The following is a 23,322-nucleotide window of genomic DNA, read 5'->3' on the forward strand; positions in this document are numbered from 1 at the left end:
GAAGGAGGAGTTGTGCCACTCGCAGCCACCGGTGACCTGGTCACCGCCGCGGCCGGGGCGCGGACCGCCGTCGCCGCGTTCAACATCATCACCCTGGAGCATGTCGAGGCCGTCATCGCGGGCGCCGAGTCCGTGGCCGCCCCCGTCGTCCTCCAGGTCAGCGAGAACGCCGTGAAGTTCCGCTACGGACGGCTGCTGCCGCTGGCCCGCGCCGCCGCCGCGGCCGCCGAGCGCGCCTCGGTACCCGTCGCGCTGCATCTCGACCACGTCCAGAGCGACGACCTGCTCCGCCAGGCGTCCTCCGCCGGATTCAGCTCGGTGATGTACGACGCGGCCCGGCTGCCGTACGAGGAGAACCTCGCCGCCACCCGGGCCGCCGCCGACTGGGCACACGCTCAAGGCCTGTGGATCGAGGCCGAGTTGGGGGCGGTGGGAGGCAAGAACGGTGAACCGCCGCTCGACGCGCACGCGCCCGGCGCCCGCACCGACCCCGCCGAGGCCCGCGCGTTCGTGGCTGACTCCGGCGTGGACGCCCTGGCCGTCGCGATCGGCAGCTCGCACGCGATGACCACCCGCACCGCCGCCCTCGACCACGACCGCCTCAAGCGGCTGACCGCGGCGCTCGGCGTGCCGCTCGTCCTGCACGGCTCCTCCGGCGTGCCGGATGACGAACTGGTGGCAGCCGTCACCGGCGGCATCGCCAAGGTCAACGTCGGGACCGCCCTGAACATCGCGATGACCGGCGCCGTCCGGGAGTTCCTCGCCGCCCACCCCGAAGCCGTCGACTCCCGGAAGTACCTCAGCGTGGGGCGGGAGGCGATGGCGGGGACGGTGGCGCGCCTGATCCGCGTACTGAGCGCCTGACCTCAGGGGGCACCGACGTCGACCAGCTTCTCGAAGAAGAACTCGTGCTTGAGGAACGACACGTCGTACTCGCCCCCGGGACACGGCGGGATCAGCTGCGCCGCCTGGAACAGCCGCCAGCCGTCTCGCAAGGCGTCCACGCCCGACGCGTACGGCGGCTCGTCGCGGCCCCCGGTCGTGGGGGACGTGCGGCCGGTGCCGTCGTAGACCGACCAGCCCACCACCTCCGCGTCCAGGGCGGAGGTGGCCAGGTAGAGGACCAGGACCTGCTGACGGATGCTCATACGGCCTCCTCCTGCGGATGGTTGGAGACCCTGGTGACCCAGTGGTCCAGGTCGAAGGAGTCGTCCCCGGTGAGCGCGCGCCACAGCAGGACCCGGTGGTAGATCTCGAGACGGCCGGTGGCGGGCTCGTACCAGGGGAAGGTCGTGGAGAGTTCCTCGGCGACCCGCGGGTCGCCGAGGTCCGAGGTGTCCCACAGCCGCCGCTGCCGCACGGCCGGGTTGAAGCGGATCTTGAACATATAGCGGACCACGTCGCTGTCGTTGCGCCGCCCGCCGTGCCACAGGCCATGGTGCAGAAACACCACGGTGCCCGCCGGGCAGACCAGTCGGCTCTGCCCGCGCAGATTCTGGTAGCGCCCGGTGTCCGTCTCGTTGGTGCGCCGCAGATGGCTGCCCGGCACGCTGAGCGTGCCGCCCATGTCGAGGGTGACGTCCTGTGGGTAGTACATCAGCTGCACGTCGAAGGCGTCGGTGCGCACATCGATGATCGCGTCGGCGTGCAGCGGCTGCGCCCGCCCCTCGTGCGGCTCACGGACGTGGACGTAGTGGTGGTCGACGGCCGGGCAGGGCCCGACGAGGCTCCGCAGGGCTCCGGCCACAGCGGGCAGTTGCAGCAGCCGGCGGACGAAGGACCCCGCCGGGTAGGCGGCCGGCACGGAGCTGCCGTAGGGCACCTCGGGCACGCCCGCGCGCAGCACCTCCATGCCCTCGGCGTTCATCTCCGGCGGCACCACGGCGTCCAGCCGCAGCGAGCCGTGGGCCACGAAGTGCGCCATCCGGACCGAACTCAGGAGTGGGATGCCCGAGGTGTGTTCCAGCGTGTTGGTCATGCGACTCAACGTAGGGTCGGGGCCGCCGACGGCGCGTGGGCGCGGCTCACCACTGCTGGTAGCTTTTCACCATGCGGGAGACGGACGTCCACCTCGGCGAGCCGCCCGCCGTCGTCAACATCGGCGTCGGCGTGCACGGCGTGGCGAGCCGCACGGACGTCTTCCGGCTGCCGGAGCTGTGGCAGCTGCACCTCTACCAGTACGACGCCGAGCTGACCGTCGACGGCACCGCGCACACCATCCGCCCCGGCCGCGTCAGCCTCGTACCGCCCGGCACCACGGTCCGCTACCGCTACCAGGGCCGCTCCGAACACCTCTACGCCCATCTGCGCATCGCCCCCGCCGGGCCGCCCCGCACCGTCCCGGTGATGCAGGACGCTGGCCCCGAATTCCCCATGCTCTCCAGCCTGTTGCTGAACGCGATCGCGGCGGCCCCCGGGGCGCCCGAGCACACCCGGGCCGAGATCTGGACCGCGCTGTGGCGCATCGCAAGGCTCACCCCGCCCGCCGCCACGAGCCGCGGCCCGCACCCGGCGGTCGGCGCGGCCGTCGCCCACATCGAGGCCCGGCTGGCGGCGCCGCTCACCATCCCGGAGATCGCCCGTGCGGCCGGGATCTCCCACAACCACCTCACCCGGCTCTTCCGCGCCGAGACCGGCACCACGGTCGTGGCCTACATCCGTCGCCGCAGACTTCAGCGTGCCCACCATCTGCTGCGCGCCTCGACGCTCTCCATCCCGGCGGTCGCCGCCTCCGTCGGCATCCCCGACCTGCAGGCCTTCAACAAGGCGTGCCGGCGTGAACTCGGCGCCTCGCCCCGCGCACTGCGCGGAACTACTTCTTGACGGCCCTCAGGACGACGAACTTCGCGTCGCTCGCCACGAGTTCGCTGTTGCCGAAGAGGCGGCGCAGCTTCAGGTGGTAGCCGAGATGGCGGTTCCCGATGACCCACAGCTCGCCGCCGGGCCGCAGCGCGCGCCGCGCCCCCGAGAACATCCGCCAGGCCGTGGTGTCCGTCGTCGCCTGGTGCGAGTGGAAGGGCGGATTGTTCACGACGAGGTCCACGCTCCCGGCGGGGACGTCCGCGAGTCCGTCGCCCACGCGGAACTCCGCGCCCACGCCGTCGGTGTTCTCCCGGTACGTCTCCTCGGCCGAGGCGACCGCCTGGTACGACTCGTCCACGAATAGCACCTCCGCCTCCGGGTTGGCCAGCGCCATCGCCGTACCGACGACTCCGTTGCCGCAGCCCAGGTCCACGATCCGCTCGGGGCCCCGGCTGCGCGGCAGGTGCTGGAGGAGGAAGCGGGTGCCGATGTCGAGTCGGTCGGCGCAGAACACACCGGCGTGGTTGACGACGGTGCGGCCGGAAACCGGTCCGATGTCGTCGGGGAGCCGGTAGCTGTACGGCCAGGGGTTGGCGGCCCGGGCGATCCCGGGGTACGGGGTGCAGAAGATCAGCCGGGCCTTCTTCTCGGCCAGCGAGGTGCGGGTCGGGCCGAGGATCCGTTCGAAGAGGTGCAGCGTCGAGGTGTGGATCTCCTTGACCATGCCCGTGCCCACGACGACGGTCCCCTCGTGCACGCCGGGTGCCAGCCGGTGCAGCTGGTCCTCCAGCAGGGCGAGGCTCTTCGGTACCCGGACGAGCAGGACGTCGATGCGGTCGGGGGGTGTGTCCTGGGTGGTCAGCAGCCGTACCGCGGTCGCCTCGACCCCGTTGCGGGCCAGGTTCGCCCGGGTCGCCTCCTGCGCGAGGAAGGAGTCGGTGATCTGCGTCGGCCGGTGCGCCGACAGCGCCGTGGCGAGCGCTCCCCAGCGGTCGCCGACCACCACGACCGACCCGGACAGCGGCGTTCCGCTCTCCGCGAGGTGCCGCAGCAGATAGGTGTCGGCGGCGTCCCAGGCACGGAGCTGGTCGCGGGGGTCCTCGGGGAAGCGGGCCAGCGCGTACTCGGCCCAGGGCGCGGTCATCCGGTCGTTCATCGTGGGTCAAGGCTAGCGGAGCCGCAGCTCAGCCAGGTGCGGGCCGGGTCTTGATCAGGTGCGCGCACGGGACCGGCGGAGGTGCGCGAGGATGGTGGCATGTCCATGGATGCTGAGCTGTTCCCCCGGAGCCGGGCGGAGATCGCGCCGGGCGCGGTGCATCTGCCGGACTGGCTGGACCCGGTCGCCCAGCGGGAGCTTCTCGATGCCTGCCGTACGTGGGCCCGCCCGCCGGCCGGACTGCGTACGGTGCGCACGCCCGGCGGCGGCACGATGACCTCCCGGCAGGTGTGCCTGGGCTGGCACTGGTACCCGTACCGGTACGCGCGCACGGTCGCCGACGGCGACGGGGCCCCGGTGAAGCCCTTCCCCACCTGGCTGGACGAGCTCGGCCGCCGCGCGGTCGCGGACACCCTGGGCCCCGAGAACGCCACCGCTCCGTACGACATCGCGCTGATCAACTTCTACGACGCCGACGCCCGGATGGGCATGCACCGCGACAGCGACGAGAAGTCCGACGCGCCCGTGGTGTCGTTGAGCCTCGGCGACACCTGTGTCTTCCGCTTCGGGAACACCGGGTCGCGCTCGCGCCCGTACACGGATGTCGAGCTGCGCAGCGGGGACCTGTTCGTGTTCGGCGGTGCCTCCCGGCTCGCCTACCACGGGGTTCCGCGAGTGCACGCTGCTACGGCGCCGCCCGAACTGGGCCTGACCGGCCGTCTGAACGTGACGCTACGGGTGAGTGGCTTCCAGGTGCCTTCGGACGGGACACCGCACGAGCGGATCATGGGAGACTCGCCCTCATGAACGGCAAGGCGGGCCCCCGGACGGCGGGGGAAGGGAACACGCGGACACGGCTGGACCGGGGGCGCGGGGCGCTCGGGCCCGCGCTGGAACTCGTGCACACCGGACGTGCGCCGACGCGTGCCGTACTCACCGCCGAGCTGGGCGTCACCCGGGCGACCGCGGGCGCGGTGGCCTCGGAGCTGGAGGCGCTCGGACTGATCCGGGTCGACGCGCGGCCCGGCGCGGCGGCCGGTTCGCAGGGACGGCCCTCGCACCGCCTGGAGGTCGCCGAGGACGGTCCTGTGGCGCTGGCCGCACAGGTGCACGCCGACGGGTTCCGCGCCGCACTGGTCGGGCTCGGCGGCCGGATCGTCGCCACCGCGCCCAGTTGCGAGACCGTCGACGCCGACCCGGCGAAGGTGCTGGGCGCCGTCGTCGAGACCGGCGCGGAGCTGCTCCGCGAGACCGGGCGGCGCTGCGTGGGCGCCGGACTCGCCGTACCGTCCGCCGTCGCCGAGCCGGACGGGCTCGCCCTCAACCCCCTCCACCTCGCCTGGCCCGCGGGCGCCCCCGTCCGCCGGATCTTCGCCGAGCGGGTGCGCGCGGCGGGGATCGAGGGCCCGGCGTTCGCCGCGAACGACATCAACCTCGCCGCGCTCGCCGAGCACCGCCACGGCGCCGGGCGCGGCGCCCGCGACCTGCTGTGCGTGGCCACCGGGCACCGGGGCGTCGGCGGCGCGCTCGTCCTCGACGGGCGGCTGCACACGGGCAGTTCGGGCCTCGCCCTCGAAGTCGGCCACCTCACCGTCAACCCCGAGGGCCGCCCCTGTTACTGCGGCAGCCGCGGCTGCCTCGACGTCGAGGCGGACCCCCTGGCGTTCCTCACGGCGGCGGGCCGCGACCCGGGCCCCGAGGTGTCCCTCCTTCAGCAGGCCAACGACCTGATCCGCACCCGGTACGACCAGGACCCCTCCGTCCGCACGGCCACCGAGGCGCTGATCGACCGCCTCGGCCTCGGCCTCGCCGGACTGGTCAACATCCTCAACCCCGACCGGATCATCCTCGGCGGCCTGCACCGCACCCTGCTCGACGCCGACCCCGACCGGCTGCGCGCCGTCGTCGCCGACCGCAGCCTGTGGGGCCAGAGCGGTGGCGTACCGATCCTCGCCTGCACCCTGGACCACAACACCCTGGTGGGGGCCGCGGAGTTGGCCTGGCAGCCGGTCCTCGACGACCCACCGGCGGCACTGTCCCGGACCTGAGACCGGACTCCACAAGGCCTAGGGGGTGTCCGGCAGCCGGGGCTGACGGGGTGGCGTACCGCGCCACTCCACGGCGAGCGCCCGGCCGGGGTTCTCTGTGAAGACGCGCTCCACGAGTTCCGCACCCAGGGCCAGGGCGAGCCGTGGGCGCACCCGGCGCAGCAGATACGGCATCCCGGGGCCGCCGTTGACCGAGCGCGCCGCCGCGGTCGTCGTGTCGGCGCCGAGGAGCAGGCGATGGCCGAAACCGGCGTCGGCCAGGGCGCGTACGGCGTCGGGCATGCGCCAGTCGGTGGCGTGGTTGGCACGGGAGGGGCCGTCGAAGGCGAGGTAGGCGCCCGCCTCGGCGGCCTGGCGCTGCACCACGAGGTCCGGGGAGCGGTTGAGGTGACCCAGGATCACCCGGTGCGGCGGCACCTCCAACGCGCCGCACAGCAGGTCGAGTACGTCGAGCGCGGCCGTGCCCAGCTCCAGGTGCACGGCGATCGGCGCGCCCGTGGCGTGATGCGCCTCGGCCGCCGCGGTCATCGTCCAGCGGGCGTGCGCGTCGAGCGCGTGGAAGCCGCCCGCGACCTTGACGAGTCCGGCCCGGACCCCGGACGTGCCGATGCCGGAGGTGAGTTCGGAGACGAACACGTCGGTCAGCCTGCCGCGCAGTTCGGAGAGTGACTCCGGTGTGTAGTGGACCGCTTGGTGCAGGCCCGTCGCGGCGACCACATGGACCCCGGTGTCACGGGAGAGCAGCGGCAGGTCCGCGGCGCGCCGGCCCAGTCCGTACGGCGTCCACTGCACCACGCTCCCGCCGCCCTGTTCGCGGAACGCGGCCAGTTCGGCCCGCGCGGCCGACGCGTCGCGCAGTTCCTGGCCGGGGAGCGCGGGACTGCCGAAGAAGAGGTGGTCATGGGCGTCGCACACCCCGAGGTGCTCGGGCGGCACGTCCCCGAGCACCGTACGGACCCTCGCGGGGACGGCGCCACCCGGGCTCGTGGGGACAGGGCTCACCACTGCCGGCCCCGGGGCAGCCGGTCGCGCCCGGGCGCCGACACATGCAGCACCTGGAAGACCTCGCCGGGAACCTTGGGCGTGTCGTGGTCCCAGAGGGAGAAGTGCACCAGCTCCCAGTGGCGCGGGTCGACGGCGGCGGCCGCGCACACCGCGCCGTCGAGCGAGGCCAGCCGCTCCGTCTGGGCCGCGGCGTCCGCCATCAACTCGGAAAGGCCGACGCCCTCCGGTACGGGCTGCCGTCGCCGCACCGCGACCTGGGCCGGCGCGCCGGCGGCGCCGCCCTCCTCGTACGCGAGGCCCGTCCAGTTCCGCACCGCCGGCCGCCCGAAGTCGTCGACGAGTCCCTGGAAGGCGCCGCCCCAGAGGAAGGAGTTCATGCCCTCGACGGTGTTCCAGAGGTAGAAGGGCGCGTACTGGTCGACCGGCGAGCCGTGCACCCCGCGCTCACGCATCAGATACGTCTTGAAACCGAGCCCCTCCCAGTCGTCGAGGAGGTGCCCTATGCGGGAGACCCGGGCGCGGATGATTCCCATGTCGTAGTCGGCGGGGAACGTCAGTTCGTACTGCATCGCGTGCATCGCAAGCCTCCTTGAGGGGCCTTCAGGCCTTCGGGTCGTCAGGCCTCCAGGTCTTCACCCGAGGCCCCGACCGGCGGGGGAGAGCAGGGCGAGCAGTCCGCGGACGGCCGTGTCGAAGGCGGCCGGGGAGCCGGAGGCGCGCGCGAGCACATAGCCTCCCTGGACGGTCGCGAGGATCGTCGCGGCGATCTCCTCGGCGTCCAGCGACGGCGCGAACTGCCCCTGTTCCTTGCCCTCTTCGACGATCCCGGCCAGCCGCTCGCGCAGCCAATCGATCGTCTCGTCGACGGGGGCGCGCAGCTCCGCACTGGCGATCACGTCCGGGTCCATCGTCAGCCGACCGACCGGACAGCCACGCAGGGCGTCTCGTTCCCGGCGCAGATACGCCTCGACGCGCTCGTACGGCGAACCTGGCGCGCCCAGTACGCCCTCGGCGGTAGCCCGCAGTTCCTCGGCGGTGCGTCGGATCGCGGCCAGGGCGAGATCGGGCTTGCCCTTGAAGTGGTGGTACATGCTGCCCTGCCCGGCGCCCGCGTGCTCCTGGATCGCCTTGGGGCTGGTGCCCACGTAACCGCGCTCCCACAACAGCTCACGCGTGGACTCGATCAGCCGCTCCGGAGTGCTCATGAACTCACTGTACATACTAGTAGGTACAGCGTCGAGGGCGGCAGGAGCGGACTGAGGAAGCAGGCGATGGCGCCCCGCGTACTCCCGCGGAGGTACAGGAACGGCCGCTGGCCGTACGACGACTCGGACCCCCTCCCGGAGCGAGTCTCGATGCATCGCAACAGCTCCCACCTACAACAGCTCCCCTCTAGGAGATGAACCGAGATGCAGACCCTGGCGAACTGGGACGGCGGCCCCGGCCCGTGGATCCTGTTCTTCCCGCTGATCTGGGCGGCCGCCGTGATCGGCGTCGTGACGGTCCTGCGCCGCACCGTGGGGCGCGGGCGCCGCGGACCATGGCGCGCCATGGGCGACTTCGGCCCGCCCCGCGACTCCCGCCTCACGGGCGACTCGCCGATCGCGCTGCTCGGCCGCCGCTTCGCCACCGGCGAGATCGACGAGGACGAGTACTGGCGCCGACTGACCGTCCTGGACGAGCAGTTCGGCGGCACGGGCAAGGGAGGAGCGGCATGACGACCGCCATCACGACGCGTCATGCCGCCGGTGTCGCCGACGCCGTCAAGGTGTACGGCAGCGGCGACACCGCCGTCAGGGCCCTGGACGGGGTGAGCGTCGCTTTCCCAGCCGGACGCTTCACCGCGATCATGGGCCCCTCGGGCTCCGGCAAGTCCACCCTGATGCACTGCGCGGCGGGCCTGGACACACTCACCTCGGGCGCCGCGTTCATCGGCGACACCCCACTGAGCACGCTGGACGACCGCCGTCTCACCCTGCTGCGCCGTGACCGTGTCGGCTTCGTCTTCCAGGCGTTCAACCTGATCCCGACGCTGACCGTCGCCGAGAACATCACGCTGCCCCTGGACCTCGCCGGGACGAAGGGCTCCCGGGAGTGGATCGACGCGCTCGTCGACGTCGTCGGCCTGCGCGACCGGCTCCACCACCGCCCGGCCGAACTCTCCGGCGGACAGCAGCAACGCGTCGCCGTGGCCCGGGCGTTCGCCGGCCGTCCCGACGTCGTCTTCGCCGACGAACCCACCGGCAACCTCGACTCCCGCTCCGGCGAGGAGGTCCTCAACCTCCTCGGCCGCGCGGTGCGCCGGATGGACCGTACGGTCGTCATGGTCACGCACGACCCGGTGGCGGCCGCACACGCCGACGAGGTCGTCTTCCTCGCCGACGGACGCCTCGTGGACCGGATGGAGTCCCCGACGGCCGACAAGGTCCTCGACCGGATGAAGGCGTTCGACGCCAAAGGCGGGCGGTCGTGAACGCCTCCGTGCGCCTGAGCGTGTCCTCCCTGCGCGCCCACCGACGCCGTTTCGCCGGTACGTTCCTGGCGGTGCTCCTCGGTGTCGCCTTCCTGGCCGGGACGCTGGTCATGGGTGACACGCTGCGAGCGAGCTTCAGCACGCTGTTCGGCGACGCCACGAGGGGCACCGACGCGGTCGTCCGCAGCGCCGACGCCATCACGACGCCCGGTGAGAGCCAGGGTGTGCGCCAACCGGTCGACACCGCCCTGGTGAAGACCGTCGAGCGGGTTCCCGGCGTCGCGGCCGCCGCCCCCGACATCCAGGGCGCGGGCCAGCTCGTCGGCAGCGACGGCAAGCCCGTCGGCGGCCAGGGCCCGCCCACCCTCGCCGGCAACTGGATCACCGACCCGAAACTCAACCCGTACCAACTCGCCGCGGGCCACGCCCCGTCGAAGCCCGGCGAGGTCGTCGTCAACCGGGGCGCCGCGAAGAAGGGCGGCCTGAAGATCGGCGACACGACGACCCTGCGCACCCCCGGTCCCGTCAAGGTGACGATCGTGGGCCTCGCGACCTTCGGTGGTGAGGACGGCATGGCGCAGGTGACGTTCACCGGGATGACGCAGGCCGACGCCGAGAAGTACCTCACCGCGAAGCCCGGCGAGGCGGCGAACATCCGGGTGCGGGCCGGTCCCGGGGTCGGTCAGGCCGAGCTCGTCGCGGGCCTGACTCCCGTCCTGCCCGAGGGAGTCGAGGCGATCACCGGCCAGGAGTCGGCGAGGGAGAACACCGACATGATCTCCAGCCAGTTCCTGAACATCTTCACCACCTTCCTGCTGGTGTTCTCCGGCATCGCGCTGCTCGTCGCGACCTTCTCCATCCACAACACCTTCGCGATCGTCGTCGCCCAACGCACCCGCGAGAACGCCCTGTTGCGCGCCCTGGGCGCCTCCCGCCGCCAGGTCACCGCCGCGTCCCTGGCCGAGGCGAGCGTGGTCGCGGTGACCGCGTCGGCCGTCGGCCTCGCGGGCGGCATCGGGATCGCGGCCGGGCTGCAGGCACTGTTTCCCGCCATCGGGTTTCCCTTCCCCCAGGGCGACTTGGTGATCAGCGGCCTGTCCATGCTGCTGCCGCTCGCGGTCGGCATCGTGGTCTGCCTGGGCTCCGCGCTGCTGCCCGCCGTACGCGCCGGACGCACCGCGCCGCTGGCCGCGCTGCGCGAGACGGCCGTCGACGGGTCCGGGGCCTCACGGGGGCGGGCGATCGTGGGTGCGGCGCTGGCCGTACTCGCGGTGGGCGCCACCCTGACCGGCGTACTGGTGAGCCCGTCGCTGTGGCTCGCGGGCCTCGGCGCCGTTCTCGCCCTCGCCGCCTTCGTGGTCCTCGGCCCCGTGGCGTCGTCGGCCGCCGTACGAGCCCTCGGCGCCCCCCTCGACACGCTGCGCGGTGTCACCGGCGGCCTGGCCCGGCGCAACGCGCTGCGCAGCCCCAAGCGGACCGCCGCCACCGCGAGCGCCCTGATGATCGGCGTCGCCGTCGTCTCGCTGTTCACGGTCTTCGGCGCCTCGCTGAAGGCCACCATGGACCAGACGGTCTCCCGGTCCTTCGCGGGTGACGTCGCCGTCAGCACCCCGTCCTTCGGCGCGGGCGGCAGCGGGCTGAGCCCCGAGCTCGCTCCCGCGATCGCGCGGCAGCCGGCCGTCCGGTACGCGGTCGGCCTCGGCCGCGGGGTCGCCCGGGTCGACGGCAAGGGGCGGGCGCTGACCGTCACCGACCCGGTCACCCTCGGCAAGGTCTTCGACCTCGGTGACGTGCGCGGCTCGCTCGACGACCTGGGCACCGACGGCATCGCGCTCACCCGGAAAGAGGCCGCCGAGCAGCACCTCACGACCGGCGACACCGCCCGGCTCACCTTTACCGACGGCCGACGCGAGAACTTCACCGTCCGCGCGGTCTACGGACGCTCCGAACTCGCCGGCGACTACGTCATCACCCGCGCCGCCTGGGCCCCGCACCGCACCCAGGACTCCGACTCACTCGTCGCCGTCACCTTCAAGAACGGTGTCGGTACGGCCGACGGCAAGGCGGCGGTCGAGAAGGTGACCGCGCGGTACGGCAACCCCGAGGTGCAGACCCGAGACGAGTACGCGCGGTCCTCGGCCGGCGGCATCGACATGATGCTGACCCTCGTCTACGCGCTGCTCGCACTCGCGGTGCTCATCGCCCTGCTCGGCATCGCCAACACGCTCACCCTCGCGATCCACGAGCGCACCCGTGAACTCGGTCTGCTGCGGGCGGTCGGGCAGACCCGGGCGCAGCTGCGCGCTATGGTCCGCTGGGAGTCGGTCCTCGTCGCCGCCTTCGGAACGGCGGGCGGACTCGCCCTCGGTGCCTTCCTGGGCTGGGTGCTCGTCGAGGCCTCCGACGGCGCGTCGGACAGCGCCTTCGCCTTCGCGATCCCGCCCGTGCGGCTCGTCGTGGTGGCGCTCGTGGGCCTCGCGGCGGGAGCCCTCGCGGGGCTGCGCCCGGCCCGGCGCGCAGCACGCCTGGACGTGCTGCGCGCCATCGCCACCGAGTGACGTACGAGACGGGGGTCACCGCCCGGTCAGCCGGCAACGGCGGACCGGGCGGGAGCGTGTTCGGGCCGGCGTTCGTCGAGGGGGTCGAGCGGGGCGACGGCGCGGCGGCGCGAGGTCTCGCGAGTCTGTTCGTACGGCGGAAGCGTGGGTTCCGCCACCGCGGGCGAGGTCGCCGACAGGGTGAACCACACGACCTTGCCCGACTCGCCGTCCGGACGCACGCCCCAGCTCTCGCTCACCGCGGCGATCATCGCGAGACCGCGTCCGCAGGTGGCCGTGGGGTCCACGTCCTGTACCTCGGGCAGGCGGGGGTCGTGATCGTGCACCGAGACCGTGAGCCGGTCGAGCAGCAGCTCGATCTCCACGGTGCACACCTTGTCCGGCTGGGCGTGCCGGTGAACGTTGGTCAGCAGCTCGGTCACTCCGAGCGCGGCCCGGTCTATCAAGGGGTCCTGATGCCAGTAGCGCAACTGCGCAGAAAGGATTCTGCGGACCTGGCCGATCCGCGACGGCAGGGCTTGGAGCTCCACCGTGCAATGCCTGCTTGGCTGGCTGATCACGGCTGCGACTCCCCGAATTGAGGTCCGGAAGAAGACGGAGATCGGATCCAGCAGAGTGGCTGAGTGGAACGGCCGCCTGCTGTGGTGACCGGCGGGCTGATTCGTAGCGTGATCGCCGGTGAACCCAGAGTGATGATGTGAGAACAGCGTGACTCAGGGGGTGCGGTCCTGCAACTCGCGGTGCGGTCCGCGCCGGCCCGAGCCGTCGCGGGGCGGGGGTCTCGCCTGAGCGGCGGCGTCCGGCGGGCCGGGGTTCATCGTTCACCGCCGCGGGGAGCGGGCGGATCGCTCACGCACCGAACGTCACCCACCGCGGAAGGGGGCCGCCGTGCCGACGGCACCGATCCCGGACCGCGTTCCCCTCGGCCACAGCCGACCGAGACCCTGGACACCACCTCGCGCCGCACGCGCCCCGAAGCCCCCCGCCCGCGGGCGGGAGGCTGCCACCCCGGGTGGTGCCGGGCGTGGGCCGGAGGCTCGTGGTCCGTGGTGGGCCGGTTGGGAGCCTGAGGCTTTTCGGCCGGCCGCAGCCGACCGTCGGCGGGTGGCTCCCACCCCGGGTCTTGCCCCGCGGGGGCTGGAGGACCCGTAACCAGGCCTCGCCGGCGGTGAGTCCAGGGGTTCGTCGAAGGCCTTCGCCGACCGCGAGCCCAGGGCTGCCCCGTCGGCGGTCGCCGGTTGTGTGCGGGTGCTTCTCGCATCGTGTTTCGCCGGGCGTGGGCTGGAGGGTTCTGGATCGGGCTTGGGTGGTTGTCGGCCCAGGGCTTGCGCGCCGGGAAGCGCCGACTGTGGGCCCAGGGCTTTGTTGTGGGCCGTCGGCGGTTGGGGGCCGACGGCCTTCCCACGGGCCGTTGGCGGTTGTGCGTGGGCGGCTGTCGTGCCGGGTCCCGCGTCGGGTTTCGCCGGGCGTGCGTTCGGGGTGTGCCCTCGGCTCTCGTCGGGCAAGGGGTCCGACACCGGGACTCGGCGGTCGCCTGGCTTCCGGTCCGGGGATCCTCGGGCGCGAGCCCGTGCCGTGCCGGGCCGCTGTGGGCGGCTGTGGTGGGGGCGTTCGTGGCGGACGTCGACGGCCGGACGTCCGAGGCTTGCCCGGTCGCCGTCACCGGTCGCGGGCCGGGGCTGCCCGGGTCGGCGCCCGGGGGGTGCGCGCCCGTGGTCCGCGTGCCGACCGCCGCGGGGCGCGAGCGTCGCTGGTAGCGCGCTCGGGGGTGCCCGGTGGGCGGCCGTCGGCCGGAGCTCGAAGGCCTGCACGCGGGCCGTCGCCGGTCGCGAGTCGTGGGTGCCTGTGTCGGCCCTTGCCGGTGGCGAACCGAAGGCTCCCGTGTCGGTTGCCGCGCGGCCGACTCAGCCGTTGCGCCCCGCCGCCCTGCGAACCGCCTCTATGAACCGGCGCGCCGAGGGCGGCCCCGGCTTGCCCGGCGCGGGGTCGTGCTCGCCGAGCGTGAGCGAATAGCGGGTGCCGTTGACGTCGGCCAACGCCCGGTCCTCGGGCGCGAACCACGGCTTCGACGCCCGCACCGCCTGCACCGGCGCACTGTCGATCTCGCTGCCGTAACTCGTCAGCAACTCCAGCCTGCCGTCGCTGATCCGGACCTGTCCGGCCCGGGTGAGCGACCGCAGCCTCTTCCCGATCCGCACGCCCGTGGCCGTGAACTCCGGCTCCGCCATGATGCCCCGCCCCCTTGTGCGCGTCGGCTGTGCTCTGTCCCGCGTCGCTCTGTCCGCGTCCCGGTCCCGGACTTCGCGCGGGTCGTGCTCCGGTGTGCGCGACCGCTCCGGGAGTGTCATCCCGCGCGGCGCGGTCGGACACGGGCCGCGTTCCCTGCGGTGCAGTCTGCCCGCAGGCAGCGGCGAGCACCAGTGCGCATGACGAGGTGACGCCGGGGACGGGAGCACTCGCCCGGGTGCGCCCCCGTCGCTTCGGACACCCCTGCTCCAGGGGTGACTTTGAGGTGCTCAAAGGTGTGTTTATGCAGGTGAGAAGCGTGCGCTAGGTGTTTATGATCGAGGCGTCCGACCGTCTGAACCGGCGTCGGCGCGATGCGTAAGGAGCCCCGCCGTGAGCACCCCTCAGCAGATCCGGACCGGCGAAACCCTCGACGTCGACCACAGCGACGCGCGGTTTCGGACCTGGCTCAAAGAAGCCGTCCGCAAAGTCCAGGCCGACGCGAACCGCTCGGCGGACACCCATCTGCTGCGCTTCCCGCTGCCCGAGGCGTGGGGTATCGACCTCTACCTGAAGGACGAGTCGACCCACCCCACCGGCAGCCTCAAGCACCGCCTCGCCCGCTCACTCTTCCTGTACGGGCTCTGCAATGGCTGGATCAGGCCGGGCCGCCCGGTGATCGAGGCGTCCAGCGGCTCGACCGCCGTCTCCGAGGCGTACTTCGCGAAGCTGATCGGCGTGCCCTTCATCGCGGTCATGCCGCGCACCACGAGCGCCGAGAAGTGCCGTCTGATCGAGTTCCACGGCGGGCAGTGCCACTTCGTGGACGACTCCCGCAGGATGTACGAGGAGTCCGCCGCCCTCGCGGTCGAGACCGGCGGCCACTACATGGACCAGTTCACCTACGCGGAACGGGCCACGGACTGGCGCGGCAACAACAACATCGCCGAATCCATTTTCCGTCAGCTGGAGTTGGAGCGTTTCCCGGAGCCCGCGTGGATCGTCGCCACAGCCGGCACCGGCGGTACCTCGGCGACCCTCGCGCGCTACGTGCACTACATGCAGGCCGACACCCGCATCTGCGTCGCCGACCCGGAGAACTCGTGTTTCTTCGAGGGCTGGACCACCGGCGATCCGGACGTCACCTGCGACTGCGGCTCGCGTATCGAGGGCATCGGCAGGCCCCGTATGGAGCCGAGTTTCGTGCCGGGCGCGATCGACCGGATGATGAAGGTGCCGGACGCCGCGAGCGTGGCGGCCGTAAGGGCACTGGAACAGGCCATCGGGCGTAAGGCGGGCGGCTCGACCGGCACCGGGCTGTGGAGCGCGCTGAAGATCGTCGCCGAGATGGTGACCGAGGGGCGCCAGGGGAGCGTGGTGACGCTGCTCTGCGACCCCGGGGACCGCTATCTCGACAAGTACTACTCGGACGCGTGGCTGGCCGAACAGGGGCTGGACATCGCGCCCTACACCGCGGCGATCGCGGCCCTGCTCCAGACGGGCGTCTGGCCGGACTGACCGTCGGGGCGCGGCTCACGGGGCGCGTCCGCGGGCGGACCCAGGGCCTGTCGTTCGGATCAGGCCTGGGCCGCGGGGGTCTGGTCAAGCCCCGTCGTCTGAAACGACCTGATCCACCCGTCGTCTGAAACGACCTGATCCACACGACAGGCCCTGGTCGTCACGCGTGTGTCGACGCCAGCCGTCGGTCCAGCGCCGTCACCGCCTGGCGGAACGCGCGGCCCAGGCCCGCCCGGCCCAGCTTCAGGGCCAGCCTGAATGGGGCCGCGCCGTCGGCGGCGAAGGTCCACTGGACCCGGGTGCCCTTCCCGGCCGGAGTCAGTCGCCACTCCTCGACCAGGGCCCGGGGGCCGGGCGCGTTCGAGACGTCCACCCGGTACGCGTACACCTTGGGGGCCTCGGCCACGAGGACCGTTTCCTGGAAGCGCGTACCGCCCCGGAGCCGGATCTCCCGCCCGGCGCCGTCCGCGGTCGGCCGGGCGAGTGTCACCGCCGAGAACCACTCGCTCCAGCCGGGCACGTCCTCGGCCAGCGCGCGGAAGACCACCTCGGGAGGGGCCGCCACCTCGCGGGCGAACACCAGACGCAGGGGAGCGGTCTCGGCGAAGTCGAGCCCCACCGGTCGAAGACGGCGTGCCATGGACGAAACCCCCACCTGGGAACGGAGCCTCCGGTCGCGCGTACGGAGCCGCGGGCAGCGTCACCTTAGCTGGCGGACCGTCAGATGTCTGTACCGTCCTCGGGCTCTCCGGCCACCACCAGGCGCCGCAGGTGTTCGGAGACCTCCGCCCGCGCCTCGGCCGGCAGCCCGGCGTCGGTGACCAGCGTGTCGACCTGATCCAGCGCGGCGAACGAACTCAGACCCACCGTGCCCCACTTGGTGTGGTCGGCGACCACGACGACCCGCCGCGCGGACTGCACCAGCCGCCGGTTGGTCTCGGCCTCCGCCAGGTTCGGCGTCGACAGGCCCGCCTCGACCGATATCCCGTGCACCCCGAGGAACAGCACGTCGAAGTGGAGCGCCGCGATGGCCTGGTCGGCCACGGGGCCGACCAGCGAGTCGGACGGGGTGCGCACCCCGCCCGTCAGCACGACCGTGGCCGCGCCCTGCCGCTGGCCGGAGAGTCGCTGCGCCGAGTGGAAGACATCGGCGACCCGCACCGAGTTGGTGACCACGGTCAGGTCCGGCACGTCAAGGAGCTGATGCGCCAGCGCGTACGTCGTCGTACCGCCCGAGAGCGCGATCGCCGTGCCCGGCGCGACCAACTCGGCGGCGACCCGCGCGATGTCCTCCTTGGCGGTCAGCTCCAGGCCCGACTTGGCCTCGAAACCCGGCTCGTGCGTACTCGCCTCGACCAGCGGCACCGCGCCGCCGTGCACCTTCTCCACCACGCCCTGGCGGGCGAGCGCGTCGAGGTCACGACGGACCGTCATGTCGGAGACGCCGAGCTTGCGGGTCAGCTCGTTCACACGGACGCCGCCCCGGCGCCGTACCTCGTCGAGAATCAGGGCTCGACGCTGCTCCGCGAGAAGGTTCTGATTCTCACTCACGTCCGCTCCGATCCTCGCGCCACAAGCTGCCCGCCACTCCGTCCGAACCCACTCCCACGTGGACATTCTCCTTGTCCTAGGCCTGGAGGACGACCCATCCTCGCACGGGCCACCGACACGTGCGCCACTCCCCGTTGCGTCACTGTCACACGTATCGGGGAGATTCCGTGACCACAGGTGTGCGCGCACCCCTGAGCGGAGATCCTTGTGCCTGCACATGACACATGCCAGACGCGCGCACGGGGGAAGTGCAGAAAAGTGGAACGTGCACGGGAACACGCCTCGGCGGGAGAGCTCAGCGGCCCCGCACAGCGGCCCGAAACGGCCGATACCGCCCTCGAACTCCTGGTCCACGGAGTCGGCGGCACCACACCCGAGGAGATGCTGGACGATCCGCGGACGGTCCGCGTCAGCGGCGACGAGACCGCGGCGGTCTACCGGCGCGTCGACGACGCCGACGCGGAGCGGCGCCCCGACGACTACCGGGGCAAACCGGTCCCCGAGGCCTATGTGTGGTGCAACCTCACCTCCGGCAACGGCACCCGGGCCCTGTGGCTGTTGCTGCTGCCCTTCATGGTCGTCAACCTCGCGCACTGGATGCGTCCCGCCACCCGCGGCTGCACCCAGACGGTCCGCCTGTACGGCCTGCTCGTCCGGCTGGCCGGGCTCACCCTCACCGTGCTGCTGGTCGCCGCGGCCTGCGAGGTCGCCCTCGACCTGACCGCCTGGCAGTGCGCGGGCACACGCGCGTGCGCCGAGGCGCACTCGTGGCTGGGCTTCCTCTCCCCGGACCTGTCCGACAACGGCTGGTGGAGCCGGCCTGGCCGCCGCCTCGCCCTGGCCGCCCTGGTGCCCGCGGGTCTCACCTGCCTGCTCTGGTACCTCTCGCACCGCACCTGGAGCGCGTACGAGTCCCAGCAGCCCGTGTCCCGCAGGCCCGAGCCCGCCGAGGAGACCGGCCGGACCGGGCTCGGCAGGCCCGGCTTCTGGTACGGGCGCCGTCTGGTGGCCCGGCTGCGCGCCGCGCACACCGCGGCGGGACTCCTCACCGTCACCGCCGCCGTCGGCGGCCCCGCGGCCCGCTTCGACCGGGAGGCCGGGGGACCCGCCGTGCTCGGGATCCTCGGCCTGCTGCTGTACGCATCGATCGTCGTGGGCGCGGTCGTGGTGCTGTGGGTGGTCTGCCGGCGCGGGCGCAGCGAACACCGGCTGGACCAGGAACTGGACGCCACGCTCGTGCGCGGGCTGCCCCTGGGCTCGATCGTCCTGTTCGCCCTCACCCTGCTGTACGCCGGATGGTCACGGCCCGGCTGGCACTCGGCGGGGCGGCTGCCGGGCGACGCGACCTTCGGCGGTCTCGCTCTCGCCCAGGGGCTGCTCGTCATCACGCTCGGCGTGGTGGCCCGGGTCCTGTACCGCACCAGGCCCGATCCGCGCACCGCCCTGCGTGGTCTGGCCGGACCCGCCGTCGCGATGCTGGCCTGCGCCCTGGGCGGCGTGATGTCCGGCGGCGTCGCGCAGCGCGTCGCCGACTGGCTGGACGGCACGCGCGGCTCGCTGCCCGGCCCGCCCGTCCTGCTGACCTGGCAGGCGTCCGTGATCCCGCCGACGCTCCTCGTGCTCATCGGCCTGTGCGGCAGGCTGGCCCTGCGCACCTGGCGGCTGCGCGTCCTCGAGATGCGCGCGGTGGAACTCGACTACCCGGGCGAGGCCAAGGACATCACTCGTACCGGCCGTATCGCGAGCACCCGCGCGATGGCCGCCCTCACCGACCGGGCGCCCCTCATGGTCGGCGTGATCTCGTTCGTGACCCTGCTCCTCGGCGCCGGAGCCCTGGTGGGCGTCCTGACCACCGGTGACGCCCCGGCGCAGGCCGCGCGAGGGTCGTACGCCTTCGTCCGGGGCGCCGCCGAAACCGCGCAGGCGCTCGGGTCCTGGCTGATCGGCCTCGGCTTCCTCCTTCTCGTCACCTCGGGGCGGCGCGCCTACAAGGACCCGGCGGCCCGCCGCACCATCGGCATCCTCTGGGACGTCGGCACCTTCTGGCCGCGCGCCGCCCACCCCTTCGCGCCGCCCTGCTACGCCGAGCGTGCCGTGCCCGACCTGACGTGGCGCATGGTCACCTGGACCCGGGCCACCGGCGGGCGCCTGGTGCTCTCCGGGCACTCCCAGGGCAGTGTGCTGGCCGCCGCCGCGGCCTGGCAGCTGAAGCCCTCGGTACGCAGGCGGGTCGCGCTGCTCACCTACGGCTCTCCCCTGGAACGGCTCTACGGGCGGTGGTTCCCGGCCCACTTCGGCCCGGCCGCCCTGACCTCGCTGCACCGGGAGGTCGACTGCTGGCGCAACCTGTACCGCCTCACCGACCCCATCGGCGGCCCCGTCCGGCTGCCCGGCGACTGCGGCCCCCAGGTCGACCGCGCGCCCCTGAAGGACCCGCTCGCCTACGGACGCACCCAGGAGCATCCGCTGCCCGCGCCGATCCTCGGACACGGGGACTACCAGGCGGACCCGGCCTTCGCCGAGGAACGCGAACGGCTGCTGGCACGGCTGCGGCCGGAGGCGGTACCGGGCCCCCGTCCCGACGGCGACGCCACGACCTGAGGGCGACCGCCCGTCCACGGGGCGAGGCTCAGGGCAGCTCCGGCAGGTCCTCGGGGTAGAGCAGCGTGAGGTCGTCCGTGCTCGGCTCGTCGAGCTGGGCGACCCGCCCCGCGTGCCGCTCGACCATCGCCTCGAAGGTCTGCCGCGCGGTGCGGCCGTTGCCGAACGCCGGGCCCTTGGGGATGGCCGTGAAGTACTTCAGCAGCGCCTCGGGCGCGCCGGGCGCCAGGCTGTACTCGTGCTCCTCGGCCTGCTGCTCCACGATCCGCAGCAGCTCCTCGGGAACGTAGTCGCTGAAGGTGATGGTCCGTGAGAAGCGGGACGCCACACCGGGGTTGACCGTGAGGAAGCGCTCCATCTCGGCCGTGTAGCCCGCGACGATCACGACGACCGCGTCCCGGTGGTCCTCCATCAGCTTCACGAGCGTGTCGATGGCCTCGCGGCCGAAGTCGCGGCCCGAGTCCTCCGGCGACAGCGCGTACGCCTCGTCGATGAACAGGACACCGCCGCGCGCCCGGTCGAACGCCTCCTGGGTGCGGATCGCCGTGGAGCCGATGTGCTCGCCCACCAGGTCGACGCGGGACACCTCGACCAGGTGCCCCTTCTCCAGGACACCGAGCGAGGCCAGGATCTCGCCGTACAGCCGGGCGACCGTCGTCTTGCCGGTGCCGGGGGAGCCGGTGAAGACCAGGTGGCGGCGGGCGGAGGCGGCCTTGAGGCCCGCCTGCTGTCTGCGGCGGCCCACCTCGATCATGTCGGTGAGGGCGCGCACCTCGCGCTTGACGCTGTCCAGGCCCACCAGCCCGTCGAGTTCGCCGAGGACGACCTTCGAGGTACGGGCCGGCTGCGCGGGCTCGGGCTCCGAGGCGGTGACGAGCGGTTCCTGCTCGGTGGTGCGCTGGCCCGGGATCGCGCCGAGCAGGCTCGTGGACGGGTTGGACGTCTGTACGGCCGTCTCGTGCGCCGGGGGGCGCACTCCGGCGCTCTCGTCGCTCGTGCAGTCCTCGACGACCGGGCCGCCGCCCGGTGCGTTGCCGCCGTCGGCGAACTCGTAGCCCCCGCGTGAGCAGCGCTCCGTACGGCACTTCTTCAGTGTCGCCCGGCAGCCGTCGATGACATGGAAGCCGTAGCCCCCGCTGCCTGTCACCCGGCAGTTGTGGAAGCTGCCGCGGCCACCCGCCGACACGTAGAAACCGGCCTCCGCGGGGGAGTCGACGGTGCAGCGCTCGAAGGTGGGGTCGGCGCCCTTGGTGACGATCACGCCGGTCTGGGTGCCGTCCACGGTGCAGCCGGACAGGGTGCCGCCGCTTCCGTGGTCACGGAACCAGGCGCCCGTCGCGGCGTCGCGGATACGGCAGTCGTCGAGCTGTGCCGTCGCGCCGTCGCTCACCGAGACGGCGGTGTTGCGCACTTGGGAGAGGTCGCTGTCGACGACGTCCACGCGTGAACCGCGGTCGAGGACGAACAGGGCGTCGGGCACGTCGTGCACCCGGCAGGACTCGAGCACCGCGGTCGCGCCGTCGCTGACCCACACCGCGGGGTAGTCGCCCGTGCTGTCGAAGATCTCGCACTGGTTGGCGTCCACGCGTGTGCCCGGGTCCCAGACCGACAGGCCGTTGCGCCCGAACTGCCGGACGGTGGTGCGGGTCAGGGTGAGGACGGAGCGGGAACGCAGGTCCACCGCGTTCTCCGGGATGTCGTGGATGCGGCAGTCGGCGAGGGTGAGCACGGCGTCCGTGTCCAGGGTGACGCCGTCCGACATCGTGCGGTGCACATCGCAGTCGGTGAGATGGGCCGCGGCGCGCGCGGTGATCTGCACACCGGAGCCCTTGACCTCGTACACCTCGCAACCGACCGCCTCCAGCGAGGAGTTCTCGCCGGTCACCGACAGGCCCGCGCCGGAGGCGTGATGCACCCGGCAGCGCTCCAGACGGGGACGCGCGCCGCCGCGGACCGCGATGCCGGACTGTCCGGCCGCGACGACCTCGCACTCCTCGAACACGCCACCGCCGCCGTCGAGTACGGCGATGCCGACGCCGGCCGGATTGTCGACGGTGCAGCGCCGCACGGTCGGACGGGCGCCGCCGCGCACCTCGATGCCGGCCGCGGAGCGCGTGACGATCCGCACATCGAGGAGCTCCGGGGTGCCCTCCTCGACGAGCAGCGCGGGCGCCGCCGAGTCCTGGCCCTCCACATGCAGGTCCTGGACCACGGCCGAGGCGCGCACGGTCAGCGGCACGCCGTCCACCGGCGCGATGCGCACGGAGCCGGGGGAGCCCTCCGGGCCGCGCAGCGTCACCGCGCGCTGGACCACGAGATTCTCCCGGTAGGTGCCGGGTGCGACGGTGAGTACGTCCCCGTCGGCCGCGGCCTCCAGGGCGGCGGCCAGCGATGCGTACTCTCCTGTGCGGCGCCGCCACCGCGAGGTGCCGGTGTGCGTCACCTGGACCGTGCCCTGTGCCATGGCGCTGTAGTGCCCCCACCTCGTCGTACGCGGGTCCTGCGAGGCCGTGCTGAAACCCCGTCGCGATCAAGGACAGCTTCTCACGGCGGTGCCGAACGATTCGGTCGGTCCACCGTAGCGTGCGCGGGCACGGTGGGTTGACCGGAGCCGGAAGGCGGTCAGCTGCCGGTGCCCGCCCTGCCCCAGTCCGGACCCGCCCTGTCCCAGGCCTGATCCCAACGGGCATACCGGCGAAGGACCATGCGCCACACGAACAGACGTCTGCCGCTGTCGAGGAGCCCCGCGGTGAGCAGGGCCGCGCCGATGCCCGCCAGCACGGCGTGCGTCGTCGCGGTGGCCGAATCCAGCGGGCGGGCGACCATGTCACCGTGCTCGTCGGTCCAGAGCGTGAAGTGGTCGCCCTTGTGGGGTGACTTGAGGGCGGCTATCACCTTGCCGTGATGCGCCGTGCCGTCCGGAGCGGTCCAGTCGGCGAGCACACGGCTGTGCGGATCCTGCGCCGACGAGGCCTCGGGATCGGGGTCCAGCGGAGCCCGGGCCGCCTTGCCGACCACGGTGGCCGTCACTTCGTGGCGGGCCAGGTGCTGGTCCCGAACGGCCTGTTGGAGGGCGTCCTCTGCCGTCAATCCGGTGAGGGCGCCGAGCAGGGGCGCGAGGGTGAGGATCAGCAGGACGGTCAGCAGGGCCAGCCACGCCTCGACCAGATCGGTCGTGCGGCGCAGCGGATTGTGCCGCCAACGCCAGAGTCCGCCGATAGCTCGCACCGTCCCGCACCCCCTTTCGCCTCCGTGATAACCCCCGGCGGAGCCGTTCATATGCGAGCCCCGGGAAAGAGAGAGCGAAATCACCCTTCGCACGGGTCTTCCATGAACTTCTCACACACTCAACGACCGTGCCCGGGGCCCGGGTTCCCGTCGGCG

Annotated in this window: 21 protein-coding genes; 9 read left to right on the forward strand and 12 right to left on the reverse strand. The window is 72.8% G+C overall.

Annotated elements, in window-relative coordinates; genetic code table 11:
* The first annotated feature begins 12 nt into the window (after positions 1-12).
* The gene (locus tag ACZ7M2_RS26015) at positions 13-864 is read left to right on the forward strand and encodes a class II fructose-bisphosphate aldolase (protein WP_471597282.1); all 852 of its coding nucleotides are present in this window, start codon (positions 13-15) and stop codon (positions 862-864) included.
* Between the two features lie 2 nt (positions 865-866).
* Here ACZ7M2_RS26015 and ACZ7M2_RS26020 read toward each other — a convergent pair whose 3' ends face one another.
* Both ACZ7M2_RS26020 and ACZ7M2_RS26025 read right to left on the reverse strand, forming a co-directional pair.
* Positions 867-1,142, reverse strand: coding sequence for a hypothetical protein (locus ACZ7M2_RS26020; protein WP_471597472.1), 276 nt, complete (start codon positions 1,140-1,142; stop codon positions 867-869).
* A gap of 2 nt (positions 1,143-1,144) precedes the next feature.
* A complete protein-coding gene (locus ACZ7M2_RS26025) occupies positions 1,145-1,978 on the reverse strand; it encodes a phytanoyl-CoA dioxygenase family protein (RefSeq protein ID WP_471597283.1) in 834 nt (277 codons plus the stop codon).
* A gap of 71 nt (positions 1,979-2,049) precedes the next feature.
* Between ACZ7M2_RS26025 and ACZ7M2_RS26030 the strand changes: the two genes are divergently transcribed.
* Entirely contained in the window at positions 2,050-2,823 is a 774-nt protein-coding gene (locus ACZ7M2_RS26030) for a helix-turn-helix domain-containing protein (RefSeq protein WP_471597284.1), read from the forward strand.
* Here the strand turns inward: ACZ7M2_RS26030 and ACZ7M2_RS26035 are convergent.
* Positions 2,813-3,958, reverse strand: coding sequence for a methyltransferase (locus ACZ7M2_RS26035; protein ID WP_471597285.1), 1,146 nt, complete (start codon positions 3,956-3,958; stop codon positions 2,813-2,815). The genes ACZ7M2_RS26030 and ACZ7M2_RS26035 overlap by 11 nt on opposite strands.
* 105 nt (positions 3,959-4,063) lie before the next feature.
* On the opposite strand from ACZ7M2_RS26035, the gene ACZ7M2_RS26040 reads away from it, so the two are divergent.
* Both ACZ7M2_RS26040 and ACZ7M2_RS26045 read left to right on the forward strand, forming a co-directional pair.
* Positions 4,064-4,765 (forward strand): alpha-ketoglutarate-dependent dioxygenase AlkB family protein, encoded by a 702-nt coding sequence (locus tag ACZ7M2_RS26040; RefSeq protein ID WP_471597473.1) that lies wholly within the window; start codon positions 4,064-4,066, stop codon positions 4,763-4,765.
* Positions 4,762-6,006 (forward strand): ROK family protein, encoded by a 1,245-nt coding sequence (locus ACZ7M2_RS26045; protein WP_403686521.1) that lies wholly within the window; start codon positions 4,762-4,764, stop codon positions 6,004-6,006. The genes ACZ7M2_RS26040 and ACZ7M2_RS26045 overlap by 4 nt, the downstream gene beginning before the upstream one ends.
* A gap of 18 nt (positions 6,007-6,024) precedes the next feature.
* On the opposite strand, the gene ACZ7M2_RS26050 is transcribed toward ACZ7M2_RS26045, so the two are convergent.
* Genes ACZ7M2_RS26050 through ACZ7M2_RS26060 form a run of 3 tightly spaced genes read right to left on the reverse strand, consistent with a single transcriptional unit; the run spans position 6,025 to position 8,216 of the window.
* On the reverse strand, positions 6,025-6,954 hold the full coding sequence (locus ACZ7M2_RS26050) for a phosphotriesterase family protein (protein WP_471597286.1): 930 nt from the start codon (positions 6,952-6,954) through the stop codon (positions 6,025-6,027).
* A 50-nt stretch (positions 6,955-7,004) separates the two neighbouring features.
* Positions 7,005-7,589 carry a DUF4865 family protein gene (locus ACZ7M2_RS26055; protein WP_471597287.1) on the reverse strand — a complete coding sequence of 195 codons (585 nt, stop codon included), beginning with the start codon at positions 7,587-7,589 and terminating at the stop codon, positions 7,005-7,007.
* Between the two features lie 54 nt (positions 7,590-7,643).
* Positions 7,644-8,216 carry a TetR/AcrR family transcriptional regulator gene (locus ACZ7M2_RS26060; protein ID WP_471597288.1) on the reverse strand — a complete coding sequence of 191 codons (573 nt, stop codon included), beginning with the start codon at positions 8,214-8,216 and terminating at the stop codon, positions 7,644-7,646.
* A 204-nt stretch (positions 8,217-8,420) separates the two neighbouring features.
* On the opposite strand from ACZ7M2_RS26060, the gene ACZ7M2_RS26065 reads away from it, so the two are divergent.
* The 3 genes from ACZ7M2_RS26065 to ACZ7M2_RS26075 are packed head-to-tail and all read left to right on the forward strand — an operon-like array spanning position 8,421 to position 12,042.
* Positions 8,421-8,729, forward strand: coding sequence for an SHOCT domain-containing protein (locus ACZ7M2_RS26065; protein ID WP_471597289.1), 309 nt, complete (start codon positions 8,421-8,423; stop codon positions 8,727-8,729).
* A complete protein-coding gene (locus ACZ7M2_RS26070) occupies positions 8,726-9,484 on the forward strand; it encodes an ABC transporter ATP-binding protein (RefSeq protein WP_471597290.1) in 759 nt (252 codons plus the stop codon). Before ACZ7M2_RS26065 ends, ACZ7M2_RS26070 begins: the two co-directional genes overlap by 4 nt.
* Positions 9,481-12,042, forward strand: a complete 2,562-nt coding sequence (locus tag ACZ7M2_RS26075) for an ABC transporter permease (protein WP_471597291.1) — start codon at positions 9,481-9,483, stop codon at positions 12,040-12,042. Before ACZ7M2_RS26070 ends, ACZ7M2_RS26075 begins: the two co-directional genes overlap by 4 nt.
* A gap of 26 nt (positions 12,043-12,068) precedes the next feature.
* Here ACZ7M2_RS26075 and ACZ7M2_RS26080 read toward each other — a convergent pair whose 3' ends face one another.
* Positions 12,069-12,602, reverse strand: a complete 534-nt coding sequence (locus ACZ7M2_RS26080; RefSeq protein ID WP_471597292.1) for an ATP-binding protein — start codon at positions 12,600-12,602, stop codon at positions 12,069-12,071.
* 1,344 nt (positions 12,603-13,946) lie between these two features.
* Positions 13,947-14,270 carry a hypothetical protein gene (locus tag ACZ7M2_RS26085; RefSeq protein WP_054228734.1) on the reverse strand — a complete coding sequence of 108 codons (324 nt, stop codon included), beginning with the start codon at positions 14,268-14,270 and terminating at the stop codon, positions 13,947-13,949.
* Positions 14,271-14,661: 391 nt separating this feature from the next.
* Here ACZ7M2_RS26085 and cds1 point away from each other — a divergent pair, with 391 nt between their 5' ends.
* Positions 14,662-15,786 carry an L-cysteine desulfhydrase Cds1 gene (gene cds1, locus ACZ7M2_RS26090; protein WP_471597293.1) on the forward strand — a complete coding sequence of 375 codons (1,125 nt, stop codon included), beginning with the start codon at positions 14,662-14,664 and terminating at the stop codon, positions 15,784-15,786.
* A 160-nt stretch (positions 15,787-15,946) separates the two neighbouring features.
* On the opposite strand, the gene ACZ7M2_RS26095 is transcribed toward cds1, so the two are convergent.
* Positions 15,947-16,426: an SRPBCC family protein gene (locus ACZ7M2_RS26095; RefSeq protein WP_471597294.1), complete on the reverse strand. Its 480-nt coding sequence runs from the start codon at positions 16,424-16,426 to the stop codon at positions 15,947-15,949.
* A gap of 80 nt (positions 16,427-16,506) precedes the next feature.
* Positions 16,507-17,337, reverse strand: coding sequence for a DeoR/GlpR family DNA-binding transcription regulator (locus ACZ7M2_RS26100; RefSeq protein ID WP_054228731.1), 831 nt, complete (start codon positions 17,335-17,337; stop codon positions 16,507-16,509).
* A 258-nt stretch (positions 17,338-17,595) separates the two neighbouring features.
* Here ACZ7M2_RS26100 and ACZ7M2_RS26105 point away from each other — a divergent pair, with 258 nt between their 5' ends.
* Entirely contained in the window at positions 17,596-19,938 is a 2,343-nt protein-coding gene (locus tag ACZ7M2_RS26105) for a hypothetical protein (RefSeq protein WP_471597295.1), read from the forward strand.
* A gap of 28 nt (positions 19,939-19,966) precedes the next feature.
* On the opposite strand, the gene ACZ7M2_RS26110 is transcribed toward ACZ7M2_RS26105, so the two are convergent.
* Positions 19,967-22,402, reverse strand: coding sequence for a right-handed parallel beta-helix repeat-containing protein (locus ACZ7M2_RS26110; protein ID WP_471597296.1), 2,436 nt, complete (start codon positions 22,400-22,402; stop codon positions 19,967-19,969).
* 158 nt (positions 22,403-22,560) lie between these two features.
* On the reverse strand, positions 22,561-23,166 hold the full coding sequence (locus ACZ7M2_RS26115) for an Rv1733c family protein (RefSeq protein ID WP_471597297.1): 606 nt from the start codon (positions 23,164-23,166) through the stop codon (positions 22,561-22,563).
* Between the last annotated feature and the right edge of the window lie 156 nt (positions 23,167-23,322).

It is taken from the genome of Streptomyces sp. NPDC111507 (genome assembly GCF_055638955.1).

Coding starts and splice junctions, on each gene's coding strand:
- ACZ7M2_RS26025 (WP_471597283.1), bottom strand. CDS start 1,978: ATGACCAACACGCTGGAACACACCTCGGGCATCCCACTCCTGAGTTCG.
- ACZ7M2_RS26030 (WP_471597284.1), top strand. CDS start 2,050: ATGCGGGAGACGGACGTCCACCTCGGCGAGCCGCCCGCCGTCGTCAAC.
- ACZ7M2_RS26035 (WP_471597285.1), bottom strand. CDS start 3,958: ATGAACGACCGGATGACCGCGCCCTGGGCCGAGTACGCGCTGGCCCGC.
- ACZ7M2_RS26040 (WP_471597473.1), top strand. CDS start 4,064: ATGGATGCTGAGCTGTTCCCCCGGAGCCGGGCGGAGATCGCGCCGGGC.
- ACZ7M2_RS26045 (WP_403686521.1), top strand. CDS start 4,762: ATGAACGGCAAGGCGGGCCCCCGGACGGCGGGGGAAGGGAACACGCGG.
- ACZ7M2_RS26055 (WP_471597287.1), bottom strand. CDS start 7,589: ATGCACGCGATGCAGTACGAACTGACGTTCCCCGCCGACTACGACATG.
- ACZ7M2_RS26060 (WP_471597288.1), bottom strand. CDS start 8,216: ATGAGCACTCCGGAGCGGCTGATCGAGTCCACGCGTGAGCTGTTGTGG.
- ACZ7M2_RS26065 (WP_471597289.1), top strand. CDS start 8,421: ATGCAGACCCTGGCGAACTGGGACGGCGGCCCCGGCCCGTGGATCCTG.
- ACZ7M2_RS26070 (WP_471597290.1), top strand. CDS start 8,726: ATGACGACCGCCATCACGACGCGTCATGCCGCCGGTGTCGCCGACGCC.
- ACZ7M2_RS26085 (WP_054228734.1), bottom strand. CDS start 14,270: ATGGCGGAGCCGGAGTTCACGGCCACGGGCGTGCGGATCGGGAAGAGG.
- ACZ7M2_RS26095 (WP_471597294.1), bottom strand. CDS start 16,426: ATGGCACGCCGTCTTCGACCGGTGGGGCTCGACTTCGCCGAGACCGCT.
- ACZ7M2_RS26110 (WP_471597296.1), bottom strand. CDS start 22,402: ATGGCACAGGGCACGGTCCAGGTGACGCACACCGGCACCTCGCGGTGG.